This is a genomic window from Nocardia araoensis NBRC 100135, assembly GCF_000308435.1.
In the GTDB taxonomy this organism is placed as follows: domain Bacteria; phylum Actinomycetota; class Actinomycetes; order Mycobacteriales; family Mycobacteriaceae; genus Nocardia; species Nocardia araoensis.
In genome coordinates this window covers 1-22628 of sequence record NZ_BAFR01000112.1, presented here as the reverse complement: position 1 = coordinate 22628, position 22628 = coordinate 1, and the positions used below count along the sequence as shown (strand labels likewise).

Here is a 22628-nt window from a genome sequence, read left to right as displayed (position 1 = left end):
GACACCCCCGTTTCTCCTCCCGAAAGGACTCCCCATGCTGCGCGTCGCAGTCCCGAACAAAGGCGCCCTGTCCGAATCCGCCGTCTCGATCCTCGCCGAGGCGGGCTACCGCAAGCGCACCGATTCCCGTGACCTGACCGTGCTCGACCCGGCCAACCAGGTCGAGTTCTTCTTCCTGCGACCCAAGGACATCGCGATCTACGTCGGTTCCGGGGAACTGGATCTCGGCATCACCGGACGCGATCTCGCCCTCGATTCCGGCGCGCCGGTACAGGAACGGCTCGCCCTTGGCTTCGGCCGCTCCACCTTCCGTTACGCCGCCCCGGCCGGACGGGAGTGGAAGGTCGACGACCTCTACGACAAGCGCATCGCCACCTCCTACCCGAACCTGGTGCTCGACGATCTGCGCCGCCGCGGCATCGAGGCCGAGGTGATCCGCCTCGACGGCGCGGTGGAGATCTCCATCCAGCTCGGGGTCGCCGACGCCATCGCCGACGTGGTCGGCTCAGGCCGCACGCTGCGCCAGCACAATCTCGTCGCCTTCGGTGAATCGCTCTGCGACTCCGAAGGGGTGCTGGTCGAGCGCAAGGACGCGGATCGAAGCGACCGGGCGCGCAATCAGCTCGTCGCCCGGATCCAGGGTGTGGTCTTCGCTCAGCAGTACGTCATGCTGGACTACGACTGCCCCAAGGACCTGCTCGACGAGGCGTTCGTCATCACACCCGGGTTGGAGTCGCCGACCGTGGCGCCGCTGGCCGATACCGGCTGGGTCGCGGTGCGGGCGTTGGTGCCGCGCAAGCAGAGCAACGAGCTGATGGACAAGCTGGCCGATCTGGGCGCGAAAGCCATCCTGGCCACCGACATCCGCTCCTGCCGCGCATTCTGACGCCGGATTCGTCCGATACGCCTGATCCGCTCAGGCTGAGCGCAATCGGTGTGCACTGCGACCGGGTGTTGCTACCGTGCGGCCTCTCGATGAGGAAACGCAAGGAGCCCCCGTGTCGCAGCCATCACCCGAGGAGCAGTCGGGCAGCACATTCACCTGGAACGAGGACTGGCTGGCGGCGATCGCCGGACTGATCCTGATCGCGCTGGTCCTGCTCGGCGCGATTCCGGATTGGCTGGTGCCGTGATGGCCGAGACCGGCGCCGGAGCGGCCAAGGAACCGGAAACGCTGGCGGACACCGGAATCGGCGCCGAATCGGCCGGGATCCCGACGTCGGAGACCGAGGCGGTGCAGGCGACGTCTCGGCCGACCGCCGGGGCCATAGCGGCGGGCATCGCGGTCGTGATCGTGCTCGGTGCCCTCACCCGCTACTTCGAGACGCACGTCCCGCGGTGGGCGGTGGACACCCCGTTCCGGCGGATCGCCAAGTCCGTCGAATTCCCGGTGTACGCCATCGCCCTGGGTCTGCTCGGCAATGTCGTGCTGAGCAGACTCGCACTGCGCGACCGGCTTTCGGCGGGCTTCCGCACCGAATTCTTCATCAAGACCGGTGTGGTGCTGCTCGGCGCGTCGATCAACCTGAAGGTTCTGGTCACCGCGGCGGGCCCGTCGATTCTGCAAGCGCTGCTGCTGATCACGGCCGTGTTCGGCTTCACCTGGTGGCTGGGCGGACGCCTCGGGCTGGACGACAAACTGCGCGCGCTGCTGTCCTCGGCGGTGTCGATCTGCGGTGTCAGCGCGGCCATCGCCGCGGCGGGCGCGGTGCAGGCGCGGCGCGAGCAGATCGCCTACGCGGCCTCGCTGGTGATCGTTTTCGCGTTGCCCTCGATCTTCCTGCTGCCCTGGCTGGCGGAGGTGTTCGGACTGTCGGACGCGGTCGCGGGCGCCTGGATCGGGGGAAATATCGACACCACGGCGGCGGTCGCGGCCTCGGGCGCGATCGCGGGGGAGAAGGCGCTGCAGATCGCCACCATCGTCAAGACCACACAGAACGCGCTGATCGGCGTGGTCGCCATCGCGCTCACCGCGTACTTCACCCTGCGCGTCGAGCGGACGCCCGGTGCGGTACGGCCCTCGCCGCGCCAGTTCTGGGAGCGGTTTCCGAAGTTCGTGCTCGGCTTCGTCGCCGCCTCCATCATCGGCACGCTCTACCTGCAGACGGTGGACAAGAAGTCCGGCACGGCGCACATCGCGATCGTCAACGATCTGCGCACCTGGTTCCTGATCTTCGCGTTCGTCTCCATCGGCTTGGAGTTCTCACTGCGCGGACTGCGGGAAGCGGGTTGGCGGCCGGTCGTGGTGTTCGGATCCGCTGCGGTCGTGAACCTCGCTGTGGGCCTGGGCCTTTCGGTTCTGCTGTTTCACAACTTCACCGCATGAGGGGGCTTCGCGCCATGAGCGTCCGGCCCGACCTCCGTCCCCGATCCCACACTTCGGGATCGGCGACCGGGTACACGGAAATATCCTCCGGCCGGATTCGCGGATGGGCTCGAAAATTCCCGGGCCCATCGGGCAGACTGTCGGGCGTGCCGGAGAGGACCAACGACGAGAAGGCCGGGACGGAGCCGGGTAGCCGAGCGACTACCCCGACGGTCTGCGGCGTTCCCGAACGTCGCCCGGCGTGGACGCGGATACGAAATCTATCGGTCGTCGCGGGCGACGCGCTACTGGTCGCGGTTTTGATCGCAGCGGTCGTACTGCTCGGCGAGCGCGGGACCTCCTTGGACTTCCTGGTGGCCGCGCTGGGCCGCTAGCCGTCAATCCGAGACGGCCTCGGCCAAGGTCTCGTCCGGGGATTCGGCGACGCCGCCGCGCGGCCAGCCGGGGTAGGGCGGTGGCGTGCCGCCGAACGCCGGGCACAGTGGCTTGTAGTCGCAGTACGAGCACAGCCAGCCGGTGTTCGGCTGGAAGTCCCCGGTGCGGCCCGCCTCCAGGATGGCCGCCCACAGTGCCGAAAGGGTGCGCTCGAAGCGCAGCAACTCCTGCTCGTCGGGGGTGTAGGTGAGGATCTGCTCGTCGGCCAGGTAGATCAGTCGCAGCTGGGCGGGCACGAGGCCGCGGGTGCGCAACACCACCAGCGCGTAGAACTTCAGCTGGAACAGCGCTTTGGTCTCTTGCGTCGGCCCCGGTGCGCGGCCGGTCTTGTAGTCCACGACGCGCAGGGCGCCGCTGGGCGCGATGTCGATCCGGTCGACGAACCCGCGCAGCGGCGCGCCGTCGGCCAGTTCCACCTCCACTCGGGCTTCGCGCGATTCCGGGTCGAACCGCGTGGGATCCTCCAACCGGTAGTAGCGGCGCACCAGCGCGCGCACCTCCTCGAGGAACGCGTCGAGTTGCCCGGCGGCGATCAGTTCCGCCACCTCCGGTTGTGCCGCGTGCACCCGCGCCCACGCCGTCGGCACCAGGGCCTCGGCGCGCTCGGGCACCCGCTCGGCCGCGGGCAGCCCGTAGAGGTCCTCCAGCACCGCGTGCACGACCGTGCCGCGCACCGCGTGCACCGACGGCCGCTCCGGTATCCGATCGATCGCGCGGAACCGGTATTTCAGCGGGCATTGCTTGAAATCCATTGCCCGGGAAGGCGACAGCGCGGGCCGGGCGCGGTCGGCCGTCGCATCGGGCTGGGCGGCCCGTGCGTCGTCGGCAGGGGGCGTGGACACGGGCGAGCACATACCTGGCAGGCTATCCGGCGGCACCGACACGCCGGTGCGTGACAGCGCGGATTTCGACGAGTGGGACGGAGATTCATGACGGCCAGACGGACCGGGCCATTCACCATCGGTGACCGGGTGCAGCTGACCGATGCCAAAGGGCGTCTGTACACGGTGGTCTTGGAGCCGGGCAAGGAGTTCCACACCCATCGCGGTGGGATCAAGCACGACAGCCTGATCGGCGCCGACGAGGGCAGCGTGGTGCATTCCACCAACGGCACGCCCTACCTCGCATTGCGTCCGCTGCTGATCGACTACGTGCTGTCCATGCCGCGCGGCGCCGCGGTGATCTACCCCAAGGACGCCGCGCAGATCGTGCACGAGGGCGATGTGTTCCCCGGCGCGCGCGTGCTGGAAGCAGGCGCCGGGTCCGGTGCGCTGACCTGCTCGCTGCTGCGAGCGGTGGGGCCGCAGGGGCAGGTGGTGTCCTACGAGATCCGCGCCGACCACGCCGAGCACGCGATCCGCAATGTCGAGACGTTCTTCGGCGAGCGTCCGGCGAACTGGTCGCTGACGGTGGGAGACGTTGCCGACTACACCGGCGAGCCGGTCGATCGCGCCGTGCTCGACATGCTCGCCCCGTGGGACGCGCTACCGGCGGTGTCCAAGGCGCTCCTGCCCGGGGGCGTGCTGATCGTCTACGTGGCGACCGTCACCCAGCTGTCGAAGGTGGTCGAAGCGCTGCGCGAGCAGGAGTGCTGGACCGAACCCCGTTCCTGGGAGTCGCTGGTGCGGCCGTGGCACGTGGTCGGCCTCGCCGTGCGGCCCGAACACCGCATGCAGGGCCACACCGCCTTCCTGGTCAGCGCGCGCAGGCTCGCCGAGGGCACCGTCACGCCCAAGCCGCAGCGCAGGCCGTCGAAGGGCTGAGCGCGGCGGCCGGGCGGCCCGCGGCGGGTGGCCCGGCGCGACTCAGGCCGGGACGCAGGGCGCCTGCGCGAAGCCGAGCAGCAGACAGCCGCTCGCGTCCGACAGCTTCCAGGTGCCGTCGACGTTTTCCCAGCTCAGCGGCACGGCGGGGGCGGCTCCGTGCGGGGAGGTGATGGTCACCTGCGCGTTCGCGGTGTTGCCCTGGGTGGTGATGTCGGCCACGGCGAAGGTGAGCGCGTAGCCTTGCAGGCCCGCGTTCATCTTGTCGATGTTCGCCGTACGCTTTTCGCCGTCGACGATCAGCTTGGTCTTCTCAGCGGTGGGTACAGCCGGATCGGTGAGCTTCACCAGCACCGCCTGCAAGGTCTCGGCGGTCGGCGCCCCGGTCGCGTGGGCCGAGTGATCGTGGGTACCGGACGCGGCGGCGCTGGTGGTGGCTGAGGTCGCCGCGCTGGTGGAGTCGTCGTCGGAGCCGCACGCCGCCACCGCGCCGGAAATGGCCAGCGCCGTCGCGGCGGTGGCGAGGGCAACACGCAGGGTTCTCGCGGGAAGGAGCATGGTCGGCAACCTTTCGGCTCGAGCGGCGAGCAGGCTCGCCAGGGTCGGGTTAGGGCAGGCTAACATGGTGGTCCGGCCGCCGATCGCGGCCCAGATGTGATCACCACGAAACCATGTCGGAAAGCGAGAACGGGTCGCGCCCGGTAGCGTTGATAGACCGGGACTGGGAGGAGCAGCACATGAGCCCCATCGAGAATTCGGATTCGGCGGCCTGGAGAGAGCTCGAGGCAGTACGCGCCGAGGCGGCTGCACTCCGAAGGCAACTCGCCGATTCGCCGGATCGCACACGGGAATTGGAAGCCCGCATCGATTCGCTGACCATTCGCAACACGAAGCTGATGGACACCCTCAAGGAAGCGCGCCAGCAGCTGGTCGCGCTGCGTGAGGAGGTCGATCGGCTGGGTCAGCCGCCGAGCGGATACGGCATTCTGATCGGTGTGTACGACGATCAGACGGTCGACGTGTTCACTTCGGGTCGCAAGATGCGGTTGACGTGTTCACCGAACATCGAGACCTCGACGCTCGAATACGGTCAGACCGTCCGCCTCAACGAGGCGCTCACGGTCGTCGAGGCCGGGCACTACGACGCGGTCGGCGAGATCGGCACCCTCCGGGAGATCCTCGACGACGGCCGTCGCGCCCTGGTCGTCGGCCATGCCGACGAGGAGCGTGTGGTGTGGCTGGCAGGCCCGCTGGCGAAGGTCGCCGAGATGGACGACCTGGACGATCCCGATTCCCCCATTCGCAAGCTGCGGCCGGGCGACTCGCTGCTGGTCGACACGAAGGCCGGATTCGCCTTCGAGCGCATTCCCAAGGCCGAGGTCGAGGACCTCGTGCTGGAAGAGGTGCCCGACGTCGACTACAGCGACATCGGCGGTCTCGGCAGGCAGATCGAGCAGATCCGCGACGCGGTGGAGCTGCCGTTCCTGCACAAGGACCTCTTCCGCGAGTACGCGCTGCGTCCGCCGAAGGGCGTGCTGCTCTACGGTCCGCCCGGCTGCGGTAAGACGCTCATCGCCAAGGCGGTGGCCAACTCGCTGGCCAAGAAGATCGCCGAGGCGCGCGGTGAGGATGCCAAGGAAGCCAAGTCCTACTTCCTGAACATCAAGGGCCCCGAGCTGCTGAACAAGTTCGTGGGTGAGACCGAGCGCCACATCCGGATCATCTTCCAGCGTGCGCGCGAGAAGGCGTCCGAGGGCACGCCGGTGATCGTGTTCTTCGACGAGATGGACTCGATCTTCCGCACCCGCGGTTCGGGCGTCTCCTCGGACGTCGAGACCACGGTGGTGCCGCAGCTGCTGTCGGAGATCGATGGCGTCGAGGGCCTGGAGAACGTCATCGTGATCGGCGCCTCCAACCGCGAGGACATGATCGATCCGGCGATCCTGCGACCGGGCCGCTTGGACGTGAAGATCAAGATCGAGCGTCCGGACGCGGAGTCGGCGCAGGACATCTTCTCGAAGTACCTCACCGAGGACCTGCCGCTGCACGACGACGACCTGGCCGAGTTCGGCGGCGACAAGGTCCTGTGCATCAACGCCATGATCGAACGGGTCGTCGACCGGATGTACGCCGAGAGCGAGGACAACCGCTTCCTGGAGGTCACCTACGCCAACGGTGACAAGGAGGTCCTGTACTTCAAGGACTTCAACTCCGGCGCCATGATCCAGAACATCGTGGACCGCTCCAAGAAGTACGCCATCAAGGCGGTGCTCGACACGGGCAATCCCGGGCTGCGCATCCAGCATCTCTACGATTCGATCGTGGACGAGTTCTCCGAGAACGAGGACCTGCCCAACACCACGAATCCGGACGACTGGGCACGCATCTCGGGTAAGAAGGGTGAGCGGATCGTCTACATCCGCACGCTGGTCACCGGCAAGAACGCCAGTGCCAGCCGCGCCATCGACACCGAGTCGAACACCGGTCAGTACCTGTAAGGTTCCGCCGACCACGAGGGCCGCGTCTCCCCGGAGGCGCGGCCCTTCGGCTGTGTGTGCCGGTCACGCGCGGTCGGGAACGGCCGGCAGCTCGCGGGGGAGCCCGAACCGGGGATAGAGGGCGTCGAGGTGGAAGCGGGTGATTCTGCCGATGCGGTCGCCCGCGGGTGTGAGCACGATCAGACCGGCCGGGGTCGCGACCGGTCGACGTGCGTCGTCGAGGTAGCTGCCGAACGCGGGTAGCCCGTTGGCACGCGTCGGCAGCAGGTGGGCGCGGCGTTCGCCGCGGTAGGCGAAGGAGGCGGTGAGGAACGCCGCGATCGCGGCCGGGCCGTGGTACTCGTGCGGTGCGGGCGGCATCGACAGCCAGGCGTCGTCGGTGAGCAGCGCGATGACACCGTCGACATCGCCCGCGAGGTAGGCGGCCGCGAAGCGGCGCGCCAGGTCGTGCTCGCCCGAGGTACCCGGCCGCGGGGCGTGCCCGCGGCACCGGTCGAGCGACGCCCGTGCGCGTTGCAGGTTCCCCTTGACCGCGCCGGGTGTGACGCCGAGCAGGTCGGCCACCTCGGCGACCGGGAAACCCAGCACGTCGCGCAGCACCAGGCTCGCGGCCTGGCGGGGCGGCAGCCGCTGCAATCCCATGACGAAGGCGAGCTCGACCGCTTCGGCGGCGGCGTAGCGGGCTTCCGGGCCGGGTGCGGGATCGGCGAGGTCCGGCTCGCCGCCGGGGTAGGGCTGCAACCAGCGCAGTTCGCCTCGGCGGGTGGGTGCGGGCGGCGCGAACGGCGGCTCCGGCTCCTGTGGTAGCCGGCGCCGGGCGTCACGCAGCGCGTTGAGGCAGCGATTGGTGGCGATGCGATACAGCCAGGAGCGCAGCGAGGATCGCTGCTGGAACCCCGGCAGGCCCCGCCAAGCCGCCAGCAGGATCTCCTGGAGCGCGTCCTCGGCGTCGGTCAGTGAGCCGAGCAGGCGGTAGCAATGCAACTGGAGTTCGTGGCGGTACGGGTCGGTGAGGGCGCGAAACGCCGCCTCGTCGCCCGCGCGGGCGCGTTCCAGGATGCTCTGCCGCACGCCGCTGATGGTGCCAGTTCTCCGGCGATTCCACACGGGGCGTTCCATCCCGCCCGTTCGCGGTGTCACTACCTACAGCACGGCGACGCGCCGCTGCTCACCGGAAGGAGACACCATGTCGGAACCGACCGCCCTGCTGACCTCGCTGGCGTTCTATCACGCCTGGACCGGGCACGATTTCGCCGAGGCCATGAGCTATGTCGCCGAGGAGATCGTCTGCGACGCACCGGCCGGGCGGATCACCGGAGCCGCGGCGTTCCGCGACTTTCTCGAACCGTTCAGCCGGATCCTGACCGAGGCGACGTTGCTCGCGTCCTTCGGTGACGACCGCACCGCGTTGCTGATGTACGACACCGTGACCGTTCCGGTCCCGCACGCGCCGGGTGCGGAGTGGCACACGGTGGTCGACGGCCGCATCAGGCGTATCCGGATCATCTTCGACCGCGCTCCATTCGCCGCCGCCCGGGCCGCCGCTCGGTAGCGGGGCCTCCAGGCCGCTCGTGCTAAAATTTGGCCATGCGGCCAGAAAATAGTACGAGTGGCCAACGGAGGTCGTTCATCGAGGAGGCGCGGCGGCGGCAGATCATCGCCGCCGCGGTGGAGGTGATCTCGGAGGCCGGGTACGCGAACGCGTCACTGGCGCGGATCGCCGAGCACGCGGGCATCTCCAAGGGCGTCATCTCCTACCACTTCGAGGGCAAGGACGATCTGATGACGCAGCTGGTGGTCCAGCTGTACGTCTCGGCAGCGGAGTACATCGCGCCACGGGTCGGCGCGGCGACCGGACCGCGCGCGAGCCTGCTGGCCTACCTGGAATCGAACCTCGGCTTCATCGATGCCAACACCACGTATGTGGCGGCACTGGTCGAGGTGGTGACGAATCTGCGGGACGCGGAGGGCAACCCCAAGTTCGCCTCCGCCGACGGCGAACGCGACATCATCGCGCCACTGGTCGACATCCTCGCCGAAGGGCAGCGCACCGGCGAGTTCGGTGAGTTCGATCCGCTCTTGATGGCCAAGTCCATCCGCGACGCCATCGATGGCGCGGCCGGACGGGCGGTCCGGGAACCGGATTTCGCGATGGACGCGTATGCGGCGCACTTGTGCCGGTTGTTCGACACGGCGACCCGAAAGGCGGGCAAGGATGACTGAAGTATTGGACAGCCCGTCGCGCCGGGACGATCACGCGGAACCGTTGCCCCCGTTCGCCTTCGGCGGCGTCGGCGCGGTGGCGGCGCTGGCTGCTGCCGCGTTGCTGGTCTCGATCGGGCGGTACGGATTCTTGGGCGACGAACTGTATTTCGTTGCGGCGGGCCGCAGGCTCGCGGCGGGCTACGCCGATCAAGGGCCGTTGCTGCCCGCCCTTGCGCGGACAGCGGATCTGCTCGCCCCGGGTTCGCTGGTGGCGCTGCGCCTTCCGGCGGTGCTGGTCACCGTGGCGGCGGTGGTGCTTACCGCCCAGATCGCCAGGGAGTTCGGGGGTGGCCGCGCGGCGCAGGTGCTGGCCGCGGCGGCCTACGCCACCTCGCCGTTCCTGCTGGTGCAGGGTGATCAGCTGGCCACCAACACGATCGACACGGCGTTGTGGGTGGTGGTGAGCTGGCTGGTGATCCGATGGGTCCGCACCCGCCGCGACGGCCTGCTGTTGGCCGCGGCGCTGGTCACCGCGGTGGACATGCAGGTCAAGTGGCTGATCCCGTTCTTCTGGATCGCGCTCGCGATCGGGGTGGCGATCTACGGGCCGCGTGAGCTGCTGCGCCGCCCCGCTCTGTGGTGGGGCGCCGCGATCGTCGTCCTCACCTCGGCGCCCAGCCTGGTGTGGCAGGCGGCGCACGGGTGGCCGCAGCTGCGTCTGGGTGGCGTGGTCGCCGCGGAGCAGGCCACGATCGGCGGGCGCTACATCTGGTTGCCGCTCGCGCTCGCCGCCGCCGGTGTGCTCGGTGGCTTGCTGCTGGTGTACGGGGTGTGGGCGTTGTTCCGTGCCGAAAGCCTGCGCCCCTACCGGTTTCTCGGACCGATGCCGCTGGTGCTGGTCGTGGTCTTCATCGCGACCGCCGGCCGGCCGTACTACGCGGCGGGCTGCTACGGAGTGCTGATCGCGGTCGGTGCGGTGCGGTGGACGCAGAGCCGGCGTCGCTCGCGCCTGATCGTCACCGCTGTGGTGGCCGCGATCTCCGTTGCGCTGGTGGTCGTCTCGCTGCCGTTGCGTGCGGAGTCCGACATCGAGCCGGTCGAAACCCAGGCCGAGGCGGGCCTGGAGATCGCGCTCTACGGGCGGTTCGGCTGGTCCGAACTCGCGGCCGGGACGGCGGCGGCCTACGCGGCGCTGCCGGAGCCGGAGCGGGCGTCGGCCGTCGTGATCGCCGATTCCTATTGGCAGGCAAGCGCACTCGACCTCGCGCGCGCGTCCTACGGTCTGCCCGCCGTCTTCAGCCCGAATCGCGGCTTCGGCTACATCGGTACTCCGCCGGACACGGCGACGACGGTGCTGTGGGTAGGTGGCACCGAGGCGGACGTGCGCGCGCACTGCGCGGAGGTGACCGCGACCGGGCGGGTCGATGCCCGTCTCGGCTACCCGGGAGTCACCCGCGGCGTCACGGTCTGGCGCTGTGCGCAACCGCTCGTGCCGTGGTCGCGAGCCTGGCCGGACATGCTGCGGCTGAACTGACCGGGGCCGCCTCACCACCAGCCGAGGACCGGCGACAAGCGCCTGCCGAGTTCCGGCGCCAGCGACCGCGAATAGCTGGCGGTGAGGTGGTGCTCGTCGTGGTAGATCAGGACGTTGCCCTCGGTGACCGCGCACACGTCGCGTTCACACAGCGCGTCGGACAGATCCAGCGGGAACACGTTGGGGAACGAGGCGGCGAACTCCAGCGCCGGATTCACCTCGTCCAGCGCGGTCGCGCGTGGCATCCCGCAGCTGATCCGGTCGCCGTGCTGGGCGAGGCAATCGATGGCCCGGTATCGCACGCCGTCGCGGCGCAGCCACGGCGTGTCGCGGATGGCGAGCACGTTGAGTCCCCGGTCGGCCAGCCGGGTCCAGACGTCCAGGTAGTCGGCCGGGGTCTCGTCGCCCGCGCCGTCACGAGGGCGGGTCGCCGTCGTGAAGACCCACTCCGGGCGTTCGACGCCGAGGCGGTCGATCACCTCCACGGACCAGTCGCGGCAGTCCGGGTTCGCTTCGCCCTTGTACGTCGGTTCCTCCGCCACGGTCAGCGGGCAGCCCATCTTCAGGTAGACCTCGACTCGGAAGGAGTGCTCGCGGGCGAGCAGGTCGAGGGCGGGCACCCAGTGCTCGGCATGTGAGCTGCCCACCACCGCGATGGCGCGCTCCGCGTCGGCGTCGCCATAGGTGCAGGTGATGACGTCGCGGGTGTCCCAGTCCGCGATGCAGCCGTCGCGCGAGGGATAGGCGGCGTCGGCGGGCGCTTCGTACACGCTCGGCCGCATCGGAGCCTCGGGCGTGCTCGCGCCGTTGACCAGCGCTTCCGCGCCGGGATAGAGCCCCGAGTCCAGCGCGGCCACCGCACGCGGCGGATTCGCCCTGGTCGCCACCTGCTCGCCGACCGATGCCGCGAGTACCGCGATGCCGAGCGCCGCGACCAGTCGCCCGGTGCGGCGGGCGCTGGCGGGCGTCTGCCCGGCCGGACGGCCGGACCGCAACCGCAGCGGCTCCTCCACGAACCGGTTCGTCAGATAGGCGAGGACCAGCGACGCCCCGATGACGCCCAGCCCCACGCCGAGTCCTGCCGTCGCGGCGCCCGTCCGCGCCAGCACGAAGATCAGGATCGGCCAGTGCCACAGATACAGCGCGTAGGACAGTTCGCCGAGGCGTACCGCGGCAGGCGTGCCGAGCAGCCGATTGGGCAGCGGCTGATCGGCGGCGGCGAGATTGCCGCCCGCCATGATCAGTGCCAGTGCGGCTCCGACCGGGACCAGCGCGGCCGGACCGGGAAACACGTCGGCGCCGTCGATCAGCCAACCGCAGCTGAGCACCGCCACCGCGCCGAGGACCGCCGCCGCGACCCGCACCGGGCGCGGCGGCGACAGCCAGGGGGCGACGATCGCCAGCAGCGCGCCGGCGAACAACTCCCAGGCGCGGGCGAAACTGTCGTAGTAGTTCCAGCCCTGATGCACCGCGGTGCCGTGCGCGGCGTAGGCGAACGAGGCCGCCGCGCCCGCGACGAGCACGATCGCCAAGGTCGGGCGCACCGCCCCGGGGCGGGCGAACCGCAGGCACAGGCGCGCGACCGCCGCGACACCCACCAGCGCGAGCAGATAGAACTGCGTCTGCACCGCCATCGACCACAGGTGCTGCAACGGGCTCACCGACGGATCGGCGGCGAGGTAATCCGACCAGGACAGCGCGAGATACCAGTTCTGGTAGTACAGCAGTGACGCCAGCGTCTGCGCCGCCATATCGCCCCACTGGGTGAACGGGCGCAGGAGCACGGTCGCCACGACCACGGCCGCCAGCAGCGTCACGAGGGCGGGCAGCAATCTGCGTGCGAGTCGCCGCCCGATGTGCGCGACGCGGACCGTGCCGGTGGCTGCCACACCGCGCAGGAGGGAACCGGTGAAGAAGAAACCGGACAGCACCAGGAACACGTCCACGCCGCCCGACACCCGGCCGAACCAGATGTGGAACGCCACGACCAGCGCTATCGCCACGCCACGCAGCCCGTCCAGATCGTGTCGGTACTCTCCGGCGCTCGCCTGCGGCGCAGCCGCCGTGGGGGCGACCGCACCCGGCCGAAGCAACCGATTCACCGCTCGGGCGACGGTCACCGGACTCGCACGGCGCGGTCGTCGCGGAAACGGAACGCAACGGCTCGGCGACGGGACGATGTACGGGACACGTCATCTCTCTTACCACGGGCGGTGAACGGTGGTCCAACTCGCCGGGCCGGAGTGGCGTGCGGAAACGGCGGCGAATACGGACAATTCGGTCACCCGTCGGCCGGGTGCGGCGGGCCGGTCGATAGGGTGGGATCGTGAATGTTGAGGTGACACCCCTGCCGGGTATCGGTGTACGCAAGGATTTCCCGCTGACCAATACACGACGCCGGATAGGGGTGGTCGACCATCGCGACGGCACGATGGACCTCATCGTGAGCAAGCCGGACAATCCCGACGAGACCGAACAGGTACCGCTGACGGCGAAAGAGGCGGCCGTGCTGGCCAGCCTGCTCGGCGCGCCGCAACTGGTCGAACAGCTGCGCGAGGAACACCGTGAGTTCACCGGGCTGACCACCCGGCAGCTCTCCATCCCGGACCGCTCCCGCTTCGACGGGCGCAGGCTCGGTGAGACCCAGATGCGCACCCGGACGAAGGCGTCCATCGTCGCGGTGGTCCGCAGCGGGCAGCCGATTCCCTCGCCGGGGCCGGACTTCACCTTCACCGCCGGGGACGTGCTCGTCGTCGTCGGCACCGTGGAGGGCCTCGAGGCCGCCGCCAAGATCCTGTTAGACGGCTGAGCGCATGGTGGCACACGAGACCGCGCTCGCGCTGATCCAGCTGGGCGCGGTGTTCTTCGGCCTCGGCCTGCTCGGGCGGATCGCCGCGCGCATCGGCATGTCGCCCATTCCGCTGTACCTGATCGGCGGACTGGTGTTCGGCACCGGTGGCCTGGTCGAGCTGCGGCAGGTGGACGACTTCATCCACCTCGCCAGCGAAATCGGCGTCGTCCTGCTGTTGTTGCTGCTCGGCCTGGAATACAGCGCGCCGGAACTGGTCACGGGCATGCGCCGATCGTGGGCGGCGGGTGTGGTGGACATCGTGCTCAACGCGACGCCGGGTGTGCTCGTCGCCCTCGGGCTCGGCTGGGGGTTCACCGGCGCCATCGCGATGGCCGGGGTCACCTACATCTCGTCCTCGGGCATCGTCGCGAAGGTGCTCAACGATCTGGGCAGGCTCGGTAACCGGGAGACGCCGGTGATCCTGTCCATCCTGGTGTTCGAAGATCTGGTGATGGCCGGATATCTGCCGGTGCTGACCGCGGTGCTGGCCGGTGTCGGTTTCCTCGCCGGAATGAAGATGCTGGCCATCGCCTTGGCGGCGGTCACCGTCGTGCTGATCGTCGCGCTGCGCTACGGCCGCTACGTCTCCGCGATCGTCGACAGCGCCGACCGCGAGATCTTCCTGTTGAAGTTGCTCGGTTCCGCGCTGCTGGTGGCGGGCGCGGCCTCCGCGGTGCAGGTATCCGCAGCGGTCGGCGCGTTCCTGCTCGGCATCGCGATCTCGGACTCGACCGCGCACAATGCGACCAAGCTCCTGGAACCGCTGCGCGATCTGTTCGCCGCGTTGTTCTTCGTGCTGTTCGGCCTGAGCACCGACCCGGCGAGCATTCCTCCGGTGCTGGGCTGGGCCTGCCTGCTGGCACTGGTCACCACGGCCAGCAAGATCGCCACCGGATGGTGGGCGGCCAAGCGGGCCGGTGCGGGCCGTCTGGGCCGGGCGCGGGCGGGCACCGCCCTGGTCGCGCACGGCGAGTTCTCGATCGTCATCGCGGGTCTCGCGGTGGCCGCGGGCGCGGTACCCGACGAATTCGCCGCACTGGCCACCACTTACGTGCTGTTGATGGCGGTTCTCGGGCCGATCGCCAGCCGGTTCGTCGAACCTGCGATGGCGCTGGTGCTGCGGCGGCGGGCCGCGGTGTCCTGACCGATTCGTTCAAGCTCTTCTGCGGGCGGACGAGTCGACCGGTCGGCAGGACCGGACGGCCCACGTCCCGGGAGGTCGTGTTCTTCGCGAACCGGGCAGGCTGACGTCCGCGGTGGCGGCGACGATCGGACGCCGCCACCCGCGGGCGCGCGGAATTCAGTTGCGCACGGCGACGGAATCGAGCACCACGTCGGCGGCCGGTGCGCCGTCGGAGGAGCCGTCCTTGACGCCGGCGGCGGCGATGGCGTTGAGCACGTCCATGCCCGCGGTGACCCGGCCGAACGGGGTGTAGTCCGGGGGCAGCGGCGCGTCCCGGTAGACCAGGAAGAACTGGCTGCCGTTGGTGCCGGGGCCCGCGTTCGCCATGGCGATCGTGCCCGCCGGGTAGGTCGCGCCCGTCAGGTTCTCGTCAGGGAATTGGTAGCCGGGTCCGCCCATGCCGGTCGCCGTGGGGTCGCCGCACTGCAGAACGTAGATGCCGTCGGTGGTGAGCCGATGGCACTTCGTGTGGTCGAAGTACCGTTCGCCGGCCAGGAACGCGAACGAGTTGACCGTGCGCGGCGCGCGGGCGGCGTCCAGTGCGACGGTCACGGTGCCGCAGGTGGTGATCAGCGTCGCCGTGTAGTGCGCGTTGGGATCGATGGTCATGCCGGGTTCGGCGGGCCACTGCTTGCCGTTCGGCTGTCCGGCGGCGGGTACGCCACAGCCGGCCGGGCCCTGCTCCCGAGCGGGCGACGGGGTCGCCGAGACGACACCCGCCGTGGACGCCACAAGCGCCACACCGACGGCGAGGACCCCGAGGATCCGCAGCGATCGCCACGGTACGCCCCGGCGCCCAGCGCGCCGACCGTTGACGAGTTCTCGCGCTTGCACTTCGCTGCTCACCGCTGAAAATCTCCTTCACTCGGGGTTGCGCACCGGACGATGCAGCGCGAATCATTCCATCTCGCCCGACCGGGTGGGGGAGTACGGCTCGATTGCCCGGATGCGCGCGGTCGGGATGTCGCCGTAACCGCGGTTGCCACGGATTGGCTACAAAATGTTCCCCGGCAGTCGTCGGACCACGGATTCGGCTCCGGGTGACGTATAACGAGGCATGGGAATCGTTCGAGCGGCGCTGGTCCAAACGAACTGGACCGGTGACAAGGAATCGATGCTCGCCGCGCACGAGGACTACGCGCGCCGCGCCGCCGCGCACGGGGCGTCGGTGATCTGCTTCCAAGAGCTGTTCTACGCGCCCTATTTCTGCCAACGGCAGGACACGGCATTCTACGACTACGCCGAATCCGTCCCGGGGCCGACGACGGAGCGATTCGCCGCGCTGGCGAAGGAATTGCGCCTGGTGATGATCCTGCCGGTGTACGAGCAGGAACAGCCGGGTCTGCTGTACAACACGGCGGCGGTGATCGACGCCGACGGCAGCTATCTCGGCAAGTACCGCAAACACCACCTTCCGCACGTGCACGGATTCTGGGAGAAGTTCTATTTCCGGCCGGGCAACCTCGGCTGGCCGGTGTTCGACACCGCGGTGGGCAAGGTCGGCGTGTACATCTGCTACGACCGGCACTTTCCGGAAGGGTGGCGCGCGCTGGCCCTCGCGGGTGCGGAACTCGTGTTCAACCCGTCGGCCACGTCACGCGGGCTGTCCGGTTACCTCTGGAGACTGGAACAACCGGCGGCCGCGGTGGCCAACGAGTACTACATCGGCGCCATCAACCGCGTCGGCGCCGAGGAGTACGGCGACGACGACTTCTACGGCACCAGCTACTTCGTCGACCCCGAAGGCAAGTTCGTCGGCGAGGTCGCCTCCGACACCGACCCCGAGCTGGTGGTCCGTGATCTGGACATGGACCTGATCAAGGTGGTGCGCGACCGCTGGGCCTTCTATCGCGATCGCCGCCCCGACGCCTACGGGCCGCTGGTGGCCCCCTGAGACCGGGGAGAACGACATGGCGCGCGTCTTCATCCACGGCGGCACGGTGGTCTCCGCCACCGGAGCGCAGCCGCTCGACGTGCTCGTCGACGGCGAGACCATCGCCGCCGTCCTGCGGCCGGGCTCCGTCGCGCTGGGCGCGGACCTCGCCGCGTCCGCCGATCGGGTGCTCGACGCGACCGGCAGATACGTCATCCCGGGCGGCGTGGACGGCCACACCCACATGCAGATGCCCTTCGGCGGCACCGAAGCCTCCGACACCTTCGAGACCGGCACCCGCGCGGCCGCGTGGGGCGGCACCACCACCATCATCGACTTCGTCGTCCAGCGGCAAGGGGAACGGGTCCAGGACACGCTCGCCGCCTGGCACGCGAAAGCGGCCGGGCAGTGCGCGATCGACTACGGCTTCCATCAGATCATCGGCGACGTCGACGACGAATCCCTGAAGGCCATGCGCGAATTGGTGGCCGAGGGCGTCACCAGCTTCAAGCTCTTCATGGCATATCCGGGTGTCTTCTACTCCACCGACGGCCAGATCCTGCGCGCCATGCAATCCGCGGCGGAGCTGGGCGCGCTGGTGATGATGCACGCGGAGAACGGGATCGCCATCGACGTCCTGGTCGAGCAGGCGCTCGCGCGGGGGGACAACGCGCCGTACTTCCACGGTACGACCAGACCGTGGCAGTTGGAGGAGGAAGCCACCCACCGCGCGATCATGCTGGCCGAGCTGACCGGTGTGCCGCTGTACATCGTGCACGTATCGGCCAAGCAGGCGCTGGCCCGGATCGCCGCCGCCCGCGACGCCGGGCGCAACGTCTTCGGCGAGACCTGCCCCCAGTACCTGTATCTCTCGCTCGAGGACCAGCTCGGCGCGCCGGGGTTCGAGGGCGCCAAATGGGTGTGCTCGACGCCGCTGCGATCGAAGGCCGAAGGGCATCAGGACGAGTTGTGGCGCTACCTGCGCACCGGTGACGTCACGGCCGTGGGCACCGATCACTGTCCGTTCTGCATGAAGGACCAGAAGGAGATGGGGCTCGGCGACTTCAGCAGGATTCCCAACGGCATCGGGGGCGTCGAGCATCGGATGGATCTCATGTTCCAGGGCGTCCGGTCCGGCCGGATTCCGCTGGAACGCTGGGTCGACGTCTGCTGCACCACACCGGCCCGGATGTTCGGCATGTACCCGCGCAAAGGGGTGATCAGCCCGGGTGCGGACGCCGACATCGTCGTCTACGACCCGGACGGCCACACCAGCATCGGCGTCGGCAAGACCCACCACATGAACATGGACTACTCGGCCTACGAGGGATTCGAGATCGACGGTCACGTCGACACGGTGCTGTCCCGGGGCCGGGTGGTCGTGGACGACGGCGTCTACCTCGGGCACGCGGGGCACGGCCGGTTCGTCGAGCGTGGACTCGCGCAGAACCTGATCTGACTCTCGATGCTCGGAACGGAGAAGTGCCGCATGGACATCGGTGTGGTGCTGCAATGCACGCCCCCGGCCTCGCGCGTGATCGAACTGGCCAGGCTCGCGGAGACCTACGGGTTCTCCCACGTCTGGACCTTCGACTCGCATCTGCTCTGGCAGGAGCCCTACGTCATCTACAGCCAGATCCTGGCCGCCACCCGCAAGGTCGTCGTCGGTCCGATGGTGACCAACCCGGCCACCCGGGACTGGACGGTGACCGCGTCGACCTTCGCCACGCTCAACGAGATGTTCGGCAACCGCACCGTATGCGGGATCGGCCGCGGCGACTCGGCTGTGCGCACGCTGGGTGGCAAGCCCGCCACGCTGGCGACGCTGCGGCGAGCGATCGAGGTGATCCGCGAGTTGGGCAACGGTCGTAGTGCGCGGGTGGACGACATCGTCGTGCGGTTGCCGTGGGCGGCCGGCTCCCGGCTGGAGGTGTGGGTAGCGGGTTACGGACCACGCGCACTCGACCTGACCGGTGCCGTGGCCGACGGGTTCATCCTGCAACTGGCCGACCCGGACATCACGGCATGGACCATCGCCCGGGTGCGGGCCGCGGCCGAGCGCGCGGGCCGCGACCCGGCGGCGGTCCGGATCTGCGTCGCCGCACCCGCTTATGTCACCGACGGCACGGACGCGGCGCTGGCGCACGCGCGGCAACAGTGCCGATGGTTCGGCGGGATGGTCGGCAACCACGTGGCGGAGATGGTGGCGAAATACGGTACGGCAGGCGACATCCCGGCCGCCCTCACCGACTACATCGACGGCAGGCGCGGTTACGACTACAACCTGCACGGACGCGCGGACAATGTGCACGCCGAATTCGTGCCCGACGCCATCGTGGACCGCTTCTGCCTGCTGGGCACGCCCGACGACCAACTGTCCCGGTTGCGCGAGCTGGAGGGGCTCGGCGTGCACCAATTCGCCGTCTATCTCCAGCACGACGCGAAGAACGCGACATTGGCGGCGTACGGTGAATCGGTGCTGCCTCGTCTCGCTTCCCTCGTGACCGCGACCAAGTCGACCGAAGGGAGCAACTAGCGTGGCCGATCACGTCTTCTGACTCGCTGATCGGGGTGAACTCGCCTCGGGTGCGTGTTCATGGGGTCAGAGGGTACATCATCTGTTGGGGTATCTGGGCGCCAGGGGGTGGCGGACAGCGCGGGCCAGAGGGTGGGGTTGGCCGGTTAGCGCGACGAGCGCTTCGGCGATCTCGATGAGGCTCGCTTTGGTGTAGATGGGGGTCGCGGTGGTGCTGTGGATTTCGGCGTGGCCGGCATATGCGCGGGCGACAGCTTCGCCGAATTCTCGTTCGACGTAGGTGAGGGTGGTGTGGCGCACCCAGTGGATCGATACCTGGAGTCGCTGGGCCCAGGCCAGGTGCTGTTTGACGCGTTGAGTGAGGTAGTCGTAGCGGCGTGCGGTGATCGGCCGGCCGTTGCGGTAACGCAACAGCTTTTCCGTGGCGGCGGGACCTCCGCGCGTATCGATATGCTGTATCAGTTTGTTCATAAGCTGAGGTGAGATCGGGTGCCACCGCACGCGGTCGCCTTTCTCGTGCAGCCTGATCAGGCAGTCGTCGGGATCCAGATCGGAGACCGTCAAGGCGAGCGCTGCACCGCGGCGGCAGGCCGCTTCGATGTGGATGCGGACTATGAGAGCGTCTAGTTCGGTGTCGTCGCCCGTGGTAGCCGCTACGTGACCGATCGCGACGACTTGCTCTGTGGTGAGCGCGTGGCGGGGACTGGGCTGTTGTGGCGGTTTGCGGGTGTTTCTGGCTGGATTGTGGATCGAGCTGATGAGGCCATCGTGTTCGGCGTGTCGGTAGATGCACCGGATTGCGGAGACCATATTCGCGGCTGCTCCACGGCCCTGGCGAGAGTTGGAGCGGATGATCGCGTGGCGGCGGTGGTCCTCGACGAATCGGTTGATTTCGGTAGTCGTGGGTGCATCGAGGCATCGGTCTCCCCACGCCACTTCAACTCTCCGCCAGTACGATTCGTAGCTTTTGACGGTAGCGTTCGGCAGGGCGGTCCTGAGCTCCGCGATGTATTCGCTGAAGGTTGGAGTGGTGGCAGGGCGTGCAACGGCCTGGCCGAGCTGAGTGGCGATCAACTGGAGCGCGTTTTTGAGGTCGAGATCGTCGTTCATTATGCACCTGGCCAGAGGTCAGGGAGATAGGCTCGCAACGCTGCGGCGATGATCGGAATTGGAAGGATGAGGAGCTCGTCGCAATGGACGTCGGCCACAACCAGTGCTTTGTCGCCTGGAACAAGGTTGCACCGGTGGCGGTGTACGGCTGGGATGCGGAGGTAACCCGATCGGCCGACCGACCACCGACTCTGCCTGGCAGCGCGGGCTTTGATGCTACGGTGATCGCTGTCGAATGAAATGCTCTGTCCCGCAGACCATCCGAGTATTCTAATTGCCGACCTGTCGGACAGTCGGCTGTGGTCGTCGAGTGTTGTGGTTGCGCAATGCGCGACCGAGATCAGGATGTCGCTGTCTACCATGCCGGGGAACGCGAAAGGTATCGACGCCAGCTCTGTCGGTCGACGACGGGGCTGATACAAGTCGTCGAATACGGAGGCCACGGACTGATCCGGTTGTGCGCAAGCGTCTGAAGGTCCATCAGCACCGGGCCGGACCTTGGTGCTGTCGGCCAGTCGGTTCGAATCTCGGTACAGCTCACCGAACTGCAGGTCAGCTGCGCTACTCGCAACCGCTTCAGACGGCGGTTGCGCGCCTTGAGCGTCAGGGGCCAAAAGGTGAGAGTTGTTCGCCGCTGAGGCGGAGTTGTCTTGGGCATGAGGAATTGATGGCATCGGGCACTGCTTCCTGCCCGGCCTGCCGATTCTCCCTCGTCCATAAAAGCTGATCTTCGACAACTGCGCTACCCCTGGAGCCGGCGTGCACACCGTCGAAGTTCGCTTCTCCCGGCTCAATCGTCCTATAAAGTGCAACGTTTTGCCGAGGAAGGATGCCTGGTTTCAGCGCCATAGCTCCAGGACACATGAAGCATGCAGGGTTGGTTCGCTCTGGCAGGTGCGGTGACGGAGGCTTGATCACAATCGCCAGCCAGTACGTCTTACGGCTTGTGGATCGACGAACCGCATTGGCAGACCTCGTCCTGGAGCAGACGCAGGTCATCGCCCTTGAGGTAGACATGCGGAATCGAGTGTGGGAAGAGCGTCTGCTGGGGTGGAGCGGAGCTGTATCCGAGTGACCTCTTGCAAATACCGACTGGCCGAAGCACGTTGAAGGTCGCATGCAAAGCAGTTGGTGGCGCTGCGCGAAGAGGTCGATCGGCTGGGGCAGCCGCCGAGTGGACGCTGGGACCGTCTGCCGCATGCGAGTGCTAGGCCAGATGGGCGGCTGAAGAGCAGGGGATCCCGCGCTGCTCCAGGTAATCGGCGGTTGCCGCCTCCAGCGCGGCGATTGGGAGGGGACCGAACACACAGACGGTCTAGGTGCGTCTGGGGCCGATCGGTCGTCTGACCACTTGACCCCCAGGTCGGTGCTGGGGCTGAAATTGGGGCGCGGCACATCCCGGAGTGACGCCATAATCGCTCTTGACGCCGGTGGGCGCGAGAACATGATGCAGTCCAGCACACAGCAGGGCCACGCGGCCGAAGGACCGGACCTCGATGTCTACAGTCATGGCGTGACCATCAAGGCATGGCTCCAGGGCGACGCCATCACGCTTCAGTCGCTCGTCAGACTTCTTCCGGAAGGCGACATACGGGTCGTGAGGGATGGTGATCGCTACTATCTCTCATCCCCGCAAATCGACTCTCCCCCAGCGGGGGAGCGATTCTATGACGCCGCGTATCGGCTGGTGGACTATGTGAACGGCCTGAGCAAAGTTCATGAGCCGATGTCCCGGCCAGTGACCTTGGACGGGCACTTCGGAGACGGAGATCGACAACACGTCGTCGTGCGGGTGTCAGCGGCAGCGGCATACGCATGGGTGCCTACGCCCAAGATCACCATCGGCGATGCGGAAGCCTCCCCTCCGCCGTCGCCAGGACCCCAGCACGCCAGGGTCGCGCTGACCAATCCGCGCGTGCAAACAGTGTTGTCGATCATTGCTCAGTCGGACCAACTTGGTTGGGTTGACCTGTACAAGGTTTATGAGCTCATCAAAGATGAAGTGCCTAATCAGGTCCTGGCAATGGATGGGCGGATCACAAGAACGATGATTCGCCGCTTCACGGGTTCGGCCAACCATCCAGGGGACCAAGGGCAGTACCTGCCTGAAGTGCGTCATGCCGTAGGCCAAGGACCGGGTACCCAGAAGCGCCTTTCGCTGCCAGCCGCACGGCGTTTCGTCCGAGATTGGGTGATGCTCTGGCTCGATCACTTGGCAAAGACCCCCGGCAGTTGAGTGCCCCTCCGCCAGCACGCTTGTGGCGACGAATCGTCTCCGCGGCTTCGCCGTGTCTGGACCACTTGAATGGCCGTG

The 22628-nt window shown here is 68.1% G+C and carries 21 protein-coding genes; 15 read left to right on the top strand and 6 right to left on the bottom strand.

The features are described from left to right. The first annotated feature begins 34 nt into the window (after positions 1 to 34). The 4 genes from hisG to ON21_RS14545 all read left to right on the top strand — a co-directional run bounded on the left by hisG (position 35) and on the right by ON21_RS14545 (position 2700). A complete protein-coding gene (gene hisG, locus ON21_RS14555) occupies positions 35 to 886 on the top strand; it encodes an ATP phosphoribosyltransferase (RefSeq protein WP_039798429.1) in 852 nt (283 codons plus the stop codon). A gap of 112 nt (positions 887 to 998) precedes the next feature. After that, positions 999 to 1133, top strand: a complete 135-nt coding sequence (locus tag ON21_RS40605) for a hypothetical protein (RefSeq protein WP_281032664.1) — start codon at positions 999 to 1001, stop codon at positions 1131 to 1133. After that, a complete protein-coding gene (locus ON21_RS14550) occupies positions 1133 to 2326 on the top strand; it encodes a YeiH family protein (RefSeq protein ID WP_083880621.1) in 1194 nt (397 codons plus the stop codon). Before ON21_RS40605 ends, ON21_RS14550 begins: the two co-directional genes overlap by 1 nt. Positions 2327 to 2472: 146 nt before the next feature. Beyond that, positions 2473 to 2700, top strand: a complete 228-nt coding sequence (locus ON21_RS14545) for a hypothetical protein (protein WP_039798428.1) — start codon at positions 2473 to 2475, stop codon at positions 2698 to 2700. Between the two features lie 3 nt (positions 2701 to 2703). On the opposite strand, the gene ON21_RS14540 is transcribed toward ON21_RS14545, so the two are convergent. After that, positions 2704 to 3615: a RecB family exonuclease gene (locus ON21_RS14540; RefSeq protein WP_051020802.1), complete on the bottom strand. Its 912-nt coding sequence runs from the start codon at positions 3613 to 3615 to the stop codon at positions 2704 to 2706. A 75-nt stretch (positions 3616 to 3690) separates the two neighbouring features. Between ON21_RS14540 and ON21_RS14535 the strand changes: the two genes are divergently transcribed. Next, positions 3691 to 4524 carry a tRNA (adenine-N1)-methyltransferase gene (locus ON21_RS14535; protein WP_039798427.1) on the top strand — a complete coding sequence of 278 codons (834 nt, stop codon included), beginning with the start codon at positions 3691 to 3693 and terminating at the stop codon, positions 4522 to 4524. A 42-nt stretch (positions 4525 to 4566) separates the two neighbouring features. Here ON21_RS14535 and ON21_RS14530 read toward each other — a convergent pair whose 3' ends face one another. After that, the gene (locus ON21_RS14530; RefSeq protein WP_063821074.1) at positions 4567 to 5082 is read right to left on the bottom strand and encodes a WKL family lipoprotein; all 516 of its coding nucleotides are present in this window, start codon (positions 5080 to 5082) and stop codon (positions 4567 to 4569) included. A 179-nt stretch (positions 5083 to 5261) separates the two neighbouring features. On the opposite strand from ON21_RS14530, the gene arc reads away from it, so the two are divergent. Next, positions 5262 to 7022 carry a proteasome ATPase gene (gene arc, locus ON21_RS14525; RefSeq protein WP_039798439.1) on the top strand — a complete coding sequence of 587 codons (1761 nt, stop codon included), beginning with the start codon at positions 5262 to 5264 and terminating at the stop codon, positions 7020 to 7022. Between the two features lie 63 nt (positions 7023 to 7085). Here arc and ON21_RS14520 read toward each other — a convergent pair whose 3' ends face one another. Continuing rightward, positions 7086 to 8093 (bottom strand): RNA polymerase subunit sigma-70, encoded by a 1008-nt coding sequence (locus ON21_RS14520; protein WP_039798426.1) that lies wholly within the window; start codon positions 8091 to 8093, stop codon positions 7086 to 7088. Positions 8094 to 8208: 115 nt separating this feature from the next. Between ON21_RS14520 and ON21_RS14515 the strand changes: the two genes are divergently transcribed. The 3 genes from ON21_RS14515 to ON21_RS14505 are packed head-to-tail and all read left to right on the top strand — an operon-like array spanning position 8209 to position 10761. Continuing rightward, complete coding sequence (locus ON21_RS14515; RefSeq protein WP_039798424.1) at positions 8209 to 8574, top strand: nuclear transport factor 2 family protein; 366 nt, start codon at positions 8209 to 8211, stop codon at positions 8572 to 8574. A gap of 35 nt (positions 8575 to 8609) precedes the next feature. Beyond that, positions 8610 to 9245: a TetR/AcrR family transcriptional regulator gene (locus tag ON21_RS14510; RefSeq protein ID WP_039798438.1), complete on the top strand. Its 636-nt coding sequence runs from the start codon at positions 8610 to 8612 to the stop codon at positions 9243 to 9245. After that, positions 9238 to 10761: a glycosyltransferase family 39 protein gene (locus tag ON21_RS14505; protein WP_039798423.1), complete on the top strand. Its 1524-nt coding sequence runs from the start codon at positions 9238 to 9240 to the stop codon at positions 10759 to 10761. Before ON21_RS14510 ends, ON21_RS14505 begins: the two co-directional genes overlap by 8 nt. 11 nt (positions 10762 to 10772) lie before the next feature. On the opposite strand, the gene ON21_RS14500 is transcribed toward ON21_RS14505, so the two are convergent. Next, entirely contained in the window at positions 10773 to 12863 is a 2091-nt protein-coding gene (locus tag ON21_RS14500; protein WP_086006421.1) for an acyltransferase family protein, read from the bottom strand. A 224-nt stretch (positions 12864 to 13087) separates the two neighbouring features. Here ON21_RS14500 and ON21_RS14495 point away from each other — a divergent pair, with 224 nt between their 5' ends. Together ON21_RS14495 and ON21_RS14490 are read left to right on the top strand one after the other, a co-directional pair. Next, the gene (locus ON21_RS14495) at positions 13088 to 13570 is read left to right on the top strand and encodes a cation:proton antiporter regulatory subunit (protein ID WP_039798422.1); all 483 of its coding nucleotides are present in this window, start codon (positions 13088 to 13090) and stop codon (positions 13568 to 13570) included. Positions 13571 to 13574: 4 nt separating this feature from the next. Continuing rightward, complete coding sequence (locus ON21_RS14490; RefSeq protein ID WP_039798421.1) at positions 13575 to 14756, top strand: cation:proton antiporter; 1182 nt, start codon at positions 13575 to 13577, stop codon at positions 14754 to 14756. A gap of 156 nt (positions 14757 to 14912) precedes the next feature. Here the strand turns inward: ON21_RS14490 and ON21_RS14485 are convergent, their stop codons facing one another. Continuing rightward, complete coding sequence (locus tag ON21_RS14485) at positions 14913 to 15641, bottom strand: peptidylprolyl isomerase (RefSeq protein WP_245562605.1); 729 nt, start codon at positions 15639 to 15641, stop codon at positions 14913 to 14915. Between the two features lie 211 nt (positions 15642 to 15852). On the opposite strand from ON21_RS14485, the gene ON21_RS14480 reads away from it, so the two are divergent. The 3 genes from ON21_RS14480 to ON21_RS14470 are packed head-to-tail and all read left to right on the top strand — an operon-like array spanning position 15853 to position 19204. Beyond that, a complete protein-coding gene (locus tag ON21_RS14480; RefSeq protein ID WP_039798420.1) occupies positions 15853 to 16689 on the top strand; it encodes a nitrilase-related carbon-nitrogen hydrolase in 837 nt (278 codons plus the stop codon). A 16-nt stretch (positions 16690 to 16705) separates the two neighbouring features. Beyond that, positions 16706 to 18127: a dihydropyrimidinase gene (gene hydA, locus ON21_RS14475; RefSeq protein ID WP_039798419.1), complete on the top strand. Its 1422-nt coding sequence runs from the start codon at positions 16706 to 16708 to the stop codon at positions 18125 to 18127. 30 nt (positions 18128 to 18157) lie between these two features. Continuing rightward, on the top strand, positions 18158 to 19204 hold the full coding sequence (locus ON21_RS14470; protein WP_039798435.1) for a TIGR03842 family LLM class F420-dependent oxidoreductase: 1047 nt from the start codon (positions 18158 to 18160) through the stop codon (positions 19202 to 19204). Between the two features lie 78 nt (positions 19205 to 19282). Here the strand turns inward: ON21_RS14470 and ON21_RS14465 are convergent, their stop codons facing one another. Beyond that, positions 19283 to 20314, bottom strand: a complete 1032-nt coding sequence (locus ON21_RS14465) for a tyrosine-type recombinase/integrase (RefSeq protein WP_039798418.1) — start codon at positions 20312 to 20314, stop codon at positions 19283 to 19285. A gap of 1513 nt (positions 20315 to 21827) precedes the next feature. Between ON21_RS14465 and ON21_RS14460 the strand changes: the two genes are divergently transcribed. Further along, a complete protein-coding gene (locus tag ON21_RS14460) occupies positions 21828 to 22550 on the top strand; it encodes a hypothetical protein (protein ID WP_157170838.1) in 723 nt (240 codons plus the stop codon). Positions 22551 to 22628 lie beyond the last annotated feature (78 nt).

Coding starts and splice junctions, on each gene's coding strand:
- hisG (WP_039798429.1), top strand. CDS start 35: ATGCTGCGCGTCGCAGTCCCGAACAAAGGCGCCCTGTCCGAATCCGCC.
- ON21_RS14550 (WP_083880621.1), top strand. CDS start 1,133: ATGGCCGAGACCGGCGCCGGAGCGGCCAAGGAACCGGAAACGCTGGCG.
- ON21_RS14540 (WP_051020802.1), bottom strand. CDS start 3,615: ATGTGCTCGCCCGTGTCCACGCCCCCTGCCGACGACGCACGGGCCGCC.
- ON21_RS14535 (WP_039798427.1), top strand. CDS start 3,691: ATGACGGCCAGACGGACCGGGCCATTCACCATCGGTGACCGGGTGCAG.
- ON21_RS14530 (WP_063821074.1), bottom strand. CDS start 5,082: ATGCTCCTTCCCGCGAGAACCCTGCGTGTTGCCCTCGCCACCGCCGCG.
- arc (WP_039798439.1), top strand. CDS start 5,262: ATGAGCCCCATCGAGAATTCGGATTCGGCGGCCTGGAGAGAGCTCGAG.
- ON21_RS14515 (WP_039798424.1), top strand. CDS start 8,209: ATGTCGGAACCGACCGCCCTGCTGACCTCGCTGGCGTTCTATCACGCC.
- ON21_RS14510 (WP_039798438.1), top strand. CDS start 8,610: ATGCGGCCAGAAAATAGTACGAGTGGCCAACGGAGGTCGTTCATCGAG.
- ON21_RS14505 (WP_039798423.1), top strand. CDS start 9,238: ATGACTGAAGTATTGGACAGCCCGTCGCGCCGGGACGATCACGCGGAA.
- ON21_RS14490 (WP_039798421.1), top strand. CDS start 13,575: ATGGTGGCACACGAGACCGCGCTCGCGCTGATCCAGCTGGGCGCGGTG.
- ON21_RS14480 (WP_039798420.1), top strand. CDS start 15,853: ATGGGAATCGTTCGAGCGGCGCTGGTCCAAACGAACTGGACCGGTGAC.
- hydA (WP_039798419.1), top strand. CDS start 16,706: ATGGCGCGCGTCTTCATCCACGGCGGCACGGTGGTCTCCGCCACCGGA.
- ON21_RS14470 (WP_039798435.1), top strand. CDS start 18,158: ATGGACATCGGTGTGGTGCTGCAATGCACGCCCCCGGCCTCGCGCGTG.
- ON21_RS14465 (WP_039798418.1), bottom strand. CDS start 20,314: ATGAACGACGATCTCGACCTCAAAAACGCGCTCCAGTTGATCGCCACT.